At 65.1% G+C, this 8473-nt stretch carries 16 protein-coding genes; 5 read left to right on the top strand and 11 right to left on the bottom strand.

Going from position 1 to position 8473, the window contains the following annotated elements; translation table 11 throughout:
* Positions 1-101: 101 nt before the first annotated feature.
* The 9 genes from IR187_RS14415 to IR187_RS14375 form a co-directional block, all read right to left on the bottom strand.
* Entirely contained in the window at positions 102-347 is a 246-nt protein-coding gene (locus tag IR187_RS14415) for a hypothetical protein (RefSeq protein WP_194955277.1), read from the bottom strand.
* 23 nt (positions 348-370) lie between these two features.
* Positions 371-637: a hypothetical protein gene (locus IR187_RS14410; RefSeq protein WP_194955276.1), complete on the bottom strand. Its 267-nt coding sequence runs from the start codon at positions 635-637 to the stop codon at positions 371-373.
* Between the two features lie 32 nt (positions 638-669).
* Complete coding sequence (locus IR187_RS14405; protein ID WP_137754210.1) at positions 670-918, bottom strand: hypothetical protein; 249 nt, start codon at positions 916-918, stop codon at positions 670-672.
* A gap of 11 nt (positions 919-929) precedes the next feature.
* On the bottom strand, positions 930-1247 hold the full coding sequence (locus IR187_RS14400) for a hypothetical protein (protein ID WP_194955275.1): 318 nt from the start codon (positions 1245-1247) through the stop codon (positions 930-932).
* Between the two features lie 11 nt (positions 1248-1258).
* Positions 1259-1558 (bottom strand): hypothetical protein, encoded by a 300-nt coding sequence (locus IR187_RS14395; RefSeq protein WP_194955274.1) that lies wholly within the window; start codon positions 1556-1558, stop codon positions 1259-1261.
* A 57-nt stretch (positions 1559-1615) separates the two neighbouring features.
* On the bottom strand, positions 1616-1996 hold the full coding sequence (gene pspC, locus IR187_RS14390) for an envelope stress response membrane protein PspC (protein ID WP_194955273.1): 381 nt from the start codon (positions 1994-1996) through the stop codon (positions 1616-1618).
* 1 nt (position 1997) lies between these two features.
* Positions 1998-2273, bottom strand: coding sequence for an envelope stress response membrane protein PspB (pspB, locus tag IR187_RS14385; RefSeq protein WP_194955272.1), 276 nt, complete (start codon positions 2271-2273; stop codon positions 1998-2000).
* Between the two features lie 12 nt (positions 2274-2285).
* Positions 2286-2948, bottom strand: coding sequence for a phage shock protein PspA (pspA, locus tag IR187_RS14380; RefSeq protein ID WP_194955271.1), 663 nt, complete (start codon positions 2946-2948; stop codon positions 2286-2288).
* 113 nt (positions 2949-3061) lie between these two features.
* The gene (locus IR187_RS14375) at positions 3062-3232 is read right to left on the bottom strand and encodes a hypothetical protein (protein ID WP_194955270.1); all 171 of its coding nucleotides are present in this window, start codon (positions 3230-3232) and stop codon (positions 3062-3064) included.
* A gap of 179 nt (positions 3233-3411) precedes the next feature.
* Between IR187_RS14375 and pspF the strand changes: the two genes are divergently transcribed.
* Positions 3412-4443, top strand: a complete 1032-nt coding sequence (gene pspF / locus IR187_RS14370) for a phage shock protein operon transcriptional activator (RefSeq protein WP_194955269.1) — start codon at positions 3412-3414, stop codon at positions 4441-4443.
* Between the two features lie 154 nt (positions 4444-4597).
* Here the strand turns inward: pspF and IR187_RS14365 are convergent, their stop codons facing one another.
* Positions 4598-5119: a hypothetical protein gene (locus IR187_RS14365; protein ID WP_194955268.1), complete on the bottom strand. Its 522-nt coding sequence runs from the start codon at positions 5117-5119 to the stop codon at positions 4598-4600.
* A gap of 229 nt (positions 5120-5348) precedes the next feature.
* On the opposite strand from IR187_RS14365, the gene rplU reads away from it, so the two are divergent.
* The 3 genes from rplU to IR187_RS14350 all read left to right on the top strand — a co-directional run bounded on the left by rplU (position 5349) and on the right by IR187_RS14350 (position 7041).
* Positions 5349-5858, top strand: coding sequence for a 50S ribosomal protein L21 (rplU, locus tag IR187_RS14360; protein WP_194955267.1), 510 nt, complete (start codon positions 5349-5351; stop codon positions 5856-5858).
* Positions 5859-5905: 47 nt separating this feature from the next.
* Complete coding sequence (gene rpmA, locus IR187_RS14355; RefSeq protein WP_194955266.1) at positions 5906-6175, top strand: 50S ribosomal protein L27; 270 nt, start codon at positions 5906-5908, stop codon at positions 6173-6175.
* Positions 6176-6426: 251 nt separating this feature from the next.
* A complete protein-coding gene (locus tag IR187_RS14350) occupies positions 6427-7041 on the top strand; it encodes a GNAT family N-acetyltransferase (RefSeq protein ID WP_194955265.1) in 615 nt (204 codons plus the stop codon).
* A gap of 46 nt (positions 7042-7087) precedes the next feature.
* Here the strand turns inward: IR187_RS14350 and IR187_RS14345 are convergent, their stop codons facing one another.
* Entirely contained in the window at positions 7088-7705 is a 618-nt protein-coding gene (locus IR187_RS14345) for a DUF937 domain-containing protein (RefSeq protein ID WP_194955264.1), read from the bottom strand.
* A gap of 175 nt (positions 7706-7880) precedes the next feature.
* Between IR187_RS14345 and IR187_RS14340 the strand changes: the two genes are divergently transcribed.
* A complete protein-coding gene (locus tag IR187_RS14340; RefSeq protein WP_194955263.1) occupies positions 7881-8279 on the top strand; it encodes a DUF3597 domain-containing protein in 399 nt (132 codons plus the stop codon).
* Positions 8280-8473 lie beyond the last annotated feature (194 nt).

Raw genomic sequence — 8473 nt, 5'->3', positions numbered from 1 at the left:
GGAACAGCGGAAACAAAAGTCGTAACCGAGAAACGAGGTTACAGTACGCTACTCTGGGTTGCTTCGCTACGCTCGCAATGACGATACGGGTTTATCCGGGCTCAAAGATCGACCCCCGCTGCAATCGCCTCCAGCTTGCGCAGCCGTTCCTTGAGGTCGGCGATTTCGATGCGCGATCCGGCGTGGGGGACGGCGGCGTCCTGTCCCAAGTGGCTGTTCGCGGCGGCGAGTTCGTCGCGCTTCAGCTGGATCCAGTCGCGCCAGCCGCGCAGCGCGACGAGGCTCATGATGGTCAGCGCGGTGAGCGCCACGGCGGCTGCGGTAAAATCGGGGGTGATGAAGGCCATGAGCGTTGCTCCTTTACCGGCGTTCAGATCTTGCTGTTGTCGCGCAGCCGTTCGATTTCCTGGTCGAGCGTGACGGCGCGGTTGGTGTCGGTGGCGATGCGTTCGAGCACCTGGATGCGGTCCTTCAGCGCGCGGATTTCGGCCTGCAGCGCCTTGGTCTCGGCATTGTCGGCGGGGGCGGCGAAAAACTCGTTGCCCTTGTTGTCGCGGCGCACGCCATATTTGGCGCGGACGACGCTGCCGATGGTCACGATCAGGACGATGCCGATAACCATTTCAAACGGGTTCATGGGGAGTATCCTTTCCGGTTCTTATCATTGTGTCAGTTCAGCGGGGCGTCGCGCAGCTTTTCGATCTCGTCCGCAACGTCAATTCCCTTGTCGGTAACGATCCGTTCGAGCACGCGCACCCGCTGCTCCAGCCGTTCGGTCGCGGCGGCATATTGCGCGGCCTTCTCGGCGGTCATTTCGGACTGTTTCTCGATCATCTTTTGCTGGTGTTTCGACCAGATGGCAAAGCCGCCGAGGAGGAAAGGGGCCAGCGGGATCAGGATCCAGATTGCGTCACCCATCGCCGGTCTCCTCAGTTTGCCGGGCGCCGCAGCGCCTCGATCTCGGCCGCGACGCGGTGGCTTTCGTCCGTGACGATGCGCTCGACAACCGCCAGCCGGTCCTTCACCGAACCCAGTTCGGCGCGCAGCTGGGCATTTTCCTGGCTGATCAGCTTGACGCGCTCCATCGCTTCGTCACCGGTCTTCGGATAGACCGCCTTGCCCCAGCTGTTTTCGAGCGGATAGCCGTTCTTGACGCGCAGCCAGGTGGTAAAAACCCAGCCGCCGATGCCGGCGATGCCGACCATGGTAACAATCGGCGCGATCGTGTTGAGTACCTCGAGATTCATTTGTCTTCCCCTCAGCGCAGCCGGTCGATCTGGTCGGCGAGCTGCGCCGCCTGACCGTTATTCTCTGTCGCGATCCGCTCCAGCACCGAAATGCGTTCCTCGAGCCGGCCGATCTGGCTGGCGAGCTTGGCATTGTCATCGGTGAGCAGCGCAATTTTTCGATCAGCGTCGGGGTCGGTTCGATGAACCGTGCCACCCCATTCATTTTCAACCGGATAACCGTGCTTGGCGCGGATCCAGGTGGTGAACATCCAGCCGCCGATCGACAAGGCGATAATGGCGAGGACGAAACCGGTTCCACCGAAATTCATCTGTCTTCTCCCTGTTGCGTGGCGTCCGCCCGACGCCGGGCGGTTCAGCGCCCCGAATTACCGCAGCGCGTCGATCTCGTCGGCGAGGCGGCGGTTGTGACTGGTGTAATAGAGTTCGATGTCCGCAAGGCGGCGATCGATGTCGCGAAAACGCGACTTGATATCGCGGGTCGATGCGGTCGGGTTGCTGCGTACCCCTTGCCAGAATTTGGCTTCCTCCTGCGATCCATAGAGCGCGAAGGGTTTGGGCGTGCCCATCCAGGCGACCATCCAGTAAGCGATCAGCGTCCAGGGAAAGCCCCCCATCAGCGTCAGCAGCACCGCGCCGACGCGGACCCAGAGCACATCGACACCGCTGTAATCGGCGATCCCCGCGCACACGCCGCTCCATTTGGCGTTCTGTTTGTCGAGGTAGAATTTCGTGCGGCTGGCAGACATCTCAGTTCCTCCGGCTGGTATTTTCGAGTTGCGCCAGTTCTTCATCGCTACGCACCGCAGGGCGGAAGTCGGGATGGTCGGCGCTGATGATGCGTTCGACGGTGTGCAGCCGGTTTTCGAGGCGGCGTGCGGTGTCGTACAATTCGTCGAGCAGTTGCTCGTCCTCTCCGGTCAGCGTCTTGGCCTGTTTCCACTTGGTGATGTAGTGGAGGATCAGCCAGGGCAGACCGAGGAAGAGCGTTCCGATGACGATCGGGACGATGATGATTTCTTCCATCGGTCCGGCTCCTTATTTCTTGGCCTGGGCGGCTTTCAGCGCGGCGAGTTCGTCGGCGACCTTGTCGGCAGCCTGGAGTTCGGCGATTTCCTCGTCGAGCGACTTTTTATAGCCCAGGCCCAGCGCATCGGCGCGGCCTTCGGCTTCGTCGACGCGGCGTTCAAGGATTTCAAAGCGCGAGAAGGCGTCTTCAACCCGGTCGCCGTTGGTCATTTCGCGCAGCTTGTAGCGGTTTTCGGCGCTTTCGAGGCGATTGACGACGCTCGACTGGCGCGCGCGGGCTTCGCTCAGCTTTTTCTGCAGCTTGGCAATGTCGGCCTCATAACCCTTGAGCGCGTCATCCAGCGTCGCGATTTCGGCCTTCAGCTTTTCAGCCATGTCGCCGGCCTTCTGCTTTTCGACCAGCGCGGCGGTGGCCAGGTCTTCGCGGTCCTTCGACAGCGCGAGTTCGGCCTTTTCCTTCCAGCTGTCCTGCAGGCTTTCCAGCTTGGCGATGTGGCGGCGCATTTCCTTTTGATCCGCGATCGTGCGGGCGGCGGAAGCGCGGACTTCGACGAGCGTTTCGTTCATCTCGAAGATGATCTGGCGGATCATCTTTTCGGGATCTTCGGCCCGGTCGAGCAGGTCGGTGACGTTGGCGGCGATGATGTCGCGGGTGCGTGAAAAAATACCCATCTGAAAAACTCCTGTCGAAACCTTGAGACCCCATGTCGTTTTTGGGGTGGCTTTTGTAAAAGGCTGGTGCCGGGGCGGGGCAAGGGGGGAGAGTGCCCCGGCACCAGTGTCGGTCAGGCCAAGGCGCTGACCGCCGGGGTCATCACAGCGGCGACGAGCGGGCCGGCCTGAAGGCCGGTGACGCTGGCCGCGACCTGCGGCTGATCGATCGCTCCGACGAGAATGGCCAGCGCTCCGGCCGTGCTCAGCACGAAAGTGGCGGCTTGGGCAAACATCGACTTCATGGATCAACCTTCCTCTGGTTTTTCGCTGCACCGGAACAATTTGTCCCGGTTCGCAGGAAACTATGCAGACACCGTGCCAAATGCGGCAAGCGGCGCAAAACCGCGCAACTTCACTCACGATTTGTGTTTCGCGCCGATTTGGCTTGCCAACCAGCGGGAAATTTTGCCAATGATTGGGAATGGAGCGCGAAACGCAGTTCATCGGCCAGTCGGCGGCCTTTCAGGACGCGGTCGAACGCGCCAGCCTGGCCGCGTCGCTCGACCGTCCGGTGCTGGTGATCGGCGAACGCGGCACCGGCAAGGAACTGATCGCCGAACGCCTGCACCGCCTGTCGACGCGCTGGGACCGGCCCTATGTCATCATGAACTGCGCCGCGATGCCCGAAACGCTGATCGAGAGCGAGCTGTTCGGGCATGAGGCGGGTGCCTTTACCGGCGCAACGCGCACCCGCGCCGGGCGCTTCGAGGAGGCCGACGGCGGCACCCTGTTCCTCGACGAACTCGCGACGATGTCGATGGGCGCGCAGGAGCGGCTGCTGCGCGCGGTCGAATATGGCGAGGTCACGCGCGTCGGGTCGTCGCGCCCGATCCGCGTCGACGTCCGCATCGTCGCGGCAACCAACGAACATCTGCCGGCGCTGGTCGACGACAACCGGTTCAGGGCCGACCTGCTCGACCGCCTGTCGTTCGAGGTCATCACCCTGCCCCCGCTGCGCGCCCGCGAAGGCGACATCGAGGTGCTCGCGGAGTATTTCGGGCAGCGGATGGCGGCGGTGCTCGGCTGGGACGAATGGCCCGGATTCGGCCCGCGCGCGCTCGCGGCGATGGAGGGGCACGACTGGCCGGGCAACGTCCGCGAACTGCGCAACGTCATCGAACGCGCCATCTATCGCTGGGCCGATCCGACGAAGCCGGTCGATGCACTCAATTTCGACCCCTTCGCGAGTCCGTGGCAGCCGGTGGTGCGCAAATCTGCGGCAAAGGCGGATGGTGGCGGCGCGCCCGCTGCCGCCGAGCCCACCCCCCCATCGAGCGCAATGCCAACCGGCCCGGTCAGCGACCTGCGCGCTGCGGTCGACGCCTATGAGCGCCAGATATTGGCGGACACGATGGCGCGTTGCCGTTTCAACCAGAAGGTCGCCGCCGAAGCGCTGGGGCTAAGTTATGACCAGATCCGCCATGCGCTCAAAAAGCACGGGCTGAATCAATAGCGTCGACCTTGATCCTCCCTGCGGCGAAGCCATGGGGAGGTGGCAGCCCGGAGGGCTGACGGAGGGGCCATGCGCTACCGTCGCAACGCCCCGCAACCACTTGCTTCGCGAGCGGCCCCCCTCCCCATCGCTTCGCGACAGGGAGGATTATTATCTACTGCCCCGGCAGCTGCCCGCTCAACGCCTCCAGCACGGCATCTTGCGTCGAAACCATGTCCGCCAGCCGGTCGCGCAGCGCGTAGATTTCGGGCAGCCCGTCGATCGCCTCGTCGACACTGCGCTCCAGATAGAGCCGGTCGATGTCGGCGAGTGCGGCGGTGAGCGGCGCACGCGTTGCGACGAGGCGCGAGATCGCCTGCTGCGCGACGACCCAGCGTTCGCTGGCGACCGCCGCGCCCGCGGCGGCGGCGACCAGCGGCGCGGTCACATTGCGTTCGGCGGCGAAAGCCTGTTGCGCCGCCGCCGCGTCGGCTTCCCAACGCGCGAGCCGACCGCCGAGATCGGCGGGAAGCGGTCCCGGCGGCTGGACGATCACCGGCGGCGGGGCCACGTCGAATCGTCCCTCGACCGGCCGTTTGGCGAGCGAGGGTGCGCCCGTATTCTGCGCCGCCGCGCAGGCCGACAGCGATAGCGACGCGGCGAGCGTCAGCGCGAGGGAAACAAGGGTTCGCTTCATCGCCGTCCCTGATATGGGCGCCGGGGCGACGCAGCAAGCACCGAATCGGCCGCCGGTCCCGCGACCGGGCGTCCACCCCCATTTTGCGCGAAAAGCGCGGGATTTGGCGGTTGACAGTGCGCGCCGCACTCGCTAGTGGCGCTGACTTTCCCGCATGCCGGAAAAATCACTCGCTTCGGCGGGGGATTGGTAGCGCGGGTGATCTAGTTTTTTGATTGGATGGAAGACCATGTTCGCAATCGTGCGCACGGGCGGAAAGCAGTATCGCGTTGCCGCCGGAGACAAGATCGCCGTCGAGAAGATCGAGGGTGAAGCCGGTGACACCGTGTCGCTGGGCGACGTCCTGCTGGCCGGTGACGGCGGCGAGGTGAAGGATGCGAAGGGTCTGACCGTTTCGGCCGAGATCATCGCCCAGACCCGCGGCGAAAAGGTTATCGTCTTCAAGAAGCGCCGCCGGCACAACTACCGCCGCCGCAACGGTCACCGCCAGTCGCTGACGCTGCTGCGCATCCTGGCCGTCGGCGAAGCGAAGAAGGCCGCGCCGAAGAAGGAAGCCGCGCCGAAGGACGAGGCCGCCCCGAAGGCTGAGGCCAAGGCTGCTGCCCCCGCCAAGGAAGCGGCACCGAAAAAGGAAGCCGCACCCAAAAAGGCCGCCGCTCCCAAGGCCGACGCCGCCGAAAAGGCTGCGCCCGCCAAGAAGCCCGCTGCCAAGAAGGCAGCCCCCAAGAAGGACGCCTGAGCGCGGCAACGCGGCTCGGCCCTACGAAACGAATAGGAGTTTAGGTCATGGCACATAAGAAAGCAGGCGGTTCATCGCGCAACGGTCGCGACTCAGCCGGCCGTCGCCTTGGCGTGAAGAAATTCGGCGGTCAGGAAGTGATCGGCGGCAACATCATCGTGCGCCAGCGCGGTACCAAAGTGTATCCGGGCGCCAATGTCGGCATGGGCAAGGACCACACGCTGTTCGCCACCGCCGACGGCCACGTCCGATTCCACGACGGCAAGCTTGGCCGCAAATATGTGTCGGTCGACGCCATGGCGGAAGCTGCCGAATAAAGGACGATCCGCACGGGTCGCCCACCAAGGGATGACCCGGAACGGTCCTTTCCGCCACCAGCGGAAACAAAGTTCGAAAAGAGGGAGACGGGTCACCCCCCGGACTCCCTTTTTTCTTGTCTGTAATCCGTCTGATGGCGGCCCCTCACGGGAACGGACGCGAAAATCGGGCCATCCATCTCCCTCGACAAACCGCTGTCGTCAAAGCGTCACCGACGGGCGCCAAAGGCGGCGCCATTGGGAGTGATATGATGTTTGCGCGTACCGAAAGATTGTTGCTGCGGCCCGGCTGGCAGGAGGACGCCCCCGCGCTGGCGCGGGCGATTGGCGACGAAATGATCGTCCGTAACCTCGCCAGCGCGCCGTGGCCCTACAGCGAAGACGACGCTCGCCATTTTCTGGCGGGATGGACGAGCGCCAGCCCCAGCCGGTTCCTGATGGTCCAGCGCACGGCGAGCAGCCCGCGCATCATCGGGTGCATCGGTATGGACCGCATGGACGACGGATCGGTCGAGCTCGGCTATTGGGTCGCGCGGCCCTTCTGGGGGCTGGGCTATGCGACCGAGGCGGGCCGACACATGATCGACTTGGCGCGTACCATGGCCATCCCGCGGCTCGTCGCGTCGCATTTCGTCGACAATCCGGCATCGGGATCGGTGCTCCGCAAGCTCGGCTTCCGCCCCACCGGGCGGCAGGTCGAGCGCGCCAGCCGCGGCCGCGGGACGAGCGCGCCGACCATCGAATATATGCGCGACATTGCGGCGCCGGGGAATGACAAGGATGGCGGCGACGAGCCGGTCGCCATGCTTGGCAAACCCCGATGGCCCGCCGAAATGCGCGAGGACTGGCGCCTGCAGGCAGCCTGACCCGGCGCCGCACCGCAACCGGTGCTGTGCGGCGCCGCGCGGGCGGTCAGCGCCCGAGCTTGCCCGCCATGCCGAGGATATCGTCGAGCGGATTGCCGTCACCGTTCAGGTCGAGCATGCCCGCCAGGCCGCCGAGCCCGCCGGCGGCCGACGGTGCAGCGCCGCCGCCGACCGCACCGCCAAGGATATTGCCGAGCATCCCGCCCAGCCCGCCGCTGCCGCCCGCGCCGCCCAGCATGCCGCCCAGGCCGCCACCTTGCGACTGGCCGCCCTGTTTCGCCATGTAACCCGCGACCATCATCGCGAGGATCGGCAGCATTTTCTTGAGCAGCCCGGCATCGAGCCCGGTCTGCGCCGCCGCTTGCACGGCGACGGTGCGGCTGACGTCCTTCGTTCCGAAAATCTGGCCGAGCACGTCATTGCCCTGACTGACCGGCGTCGGCTGCGACCCCAGCACCGCATCGAGCAGGCCGCCGCCGCCCAGCTGGCCGAGCAAGCCGCCGAGCCCCTCGATCCCGCCCGATTGCGCCTGTTTCTTGAACCCGCCGAGGATTGCGGGCAGCAGCGCTTCGGCGCCCTGCTTCGCCATCGCGGGCGGAATCCCCAGGTCTTTCGCCATCGATTCGATGCCGCCGGCCTGCGCCAATATGTCGGTCAGGTTCATCTCGCTTGTCTCCCGCTACGGCGCCGATTGGTCCGCGCCCTCCGGCTGCACTATAGCAGCCCGGTGGCGCGCGACGAGCCGTTCATTTGGCTGTCATTTTCAACGGCATAGTCGTAGCCTGCGGTTCCCCGACTCGGCCTTTCCGGCCGGACCGCGCGATTGTGGGAGTGAAATCATGGGCATTTTCAGCAGCATCAAGGATGCAATTTTCGGCAAGAAGGCGGTCGCCGCCGAATCCGCAGCACCCGCCGCGCCCGGCCCGGTCGGCAGCGCGCTCGACACCGCGACCAGCGCGATGGCTGCCGCCGCGGCGGCACCGGTCGATGTCGATGCAATCCTGACCGCAGAGGCGGCCAAGGCAGGCCAACCGCTCAACTGGCGGACCTCGATCGTCGACCTGATGAAACTGCTCGGCATCGATTCGAGCCTCGCCAACCGCAAGGAACTGGCGCAGGAACTCGGCTATACCGGCGCGCTCGACGGCAGCGCCGAAATGAACATCTGGCTGCACAAGGCGGTGATGCGCGAGCTGGCGGCGAACGGCGGCAAGGTGCCGGCCGACCTCACCGATTGATACCGCTTCGATCCTCCCTGTGCCGCGGGCATGGGGAGGTGGCAGCGGCGTAGCCGCTGACGGAGGGGCGATAACGCGACGCTGCGGCCCCTCCACCATCCTTCGGATGGCCCCCTCGCCACGGCTTCGCCGCAGGGAGGATATGGTCCCCATTGACCCCCGCGCCGCGCTGCCTAGACAGGTTTCAACAGAAA

It is taken from the genome of Sphingopyxis solisilvae (assembly GCF_015475875.1).
In the GTDB taxonomy this organism is placed as follows: domain Bacteria; phylum Pseudomonadota; class Alphaproteobacteria; order Sphingomonadales; family Sphingomonadaceae; genus Sphingopyxis; species Sphingopyxis solisilvae.
The sequence above is the reverse complement of the archived record's forward strand: the minus strand, read 5'-3'. Positions and strand labels throughout refer to the sequence as shown.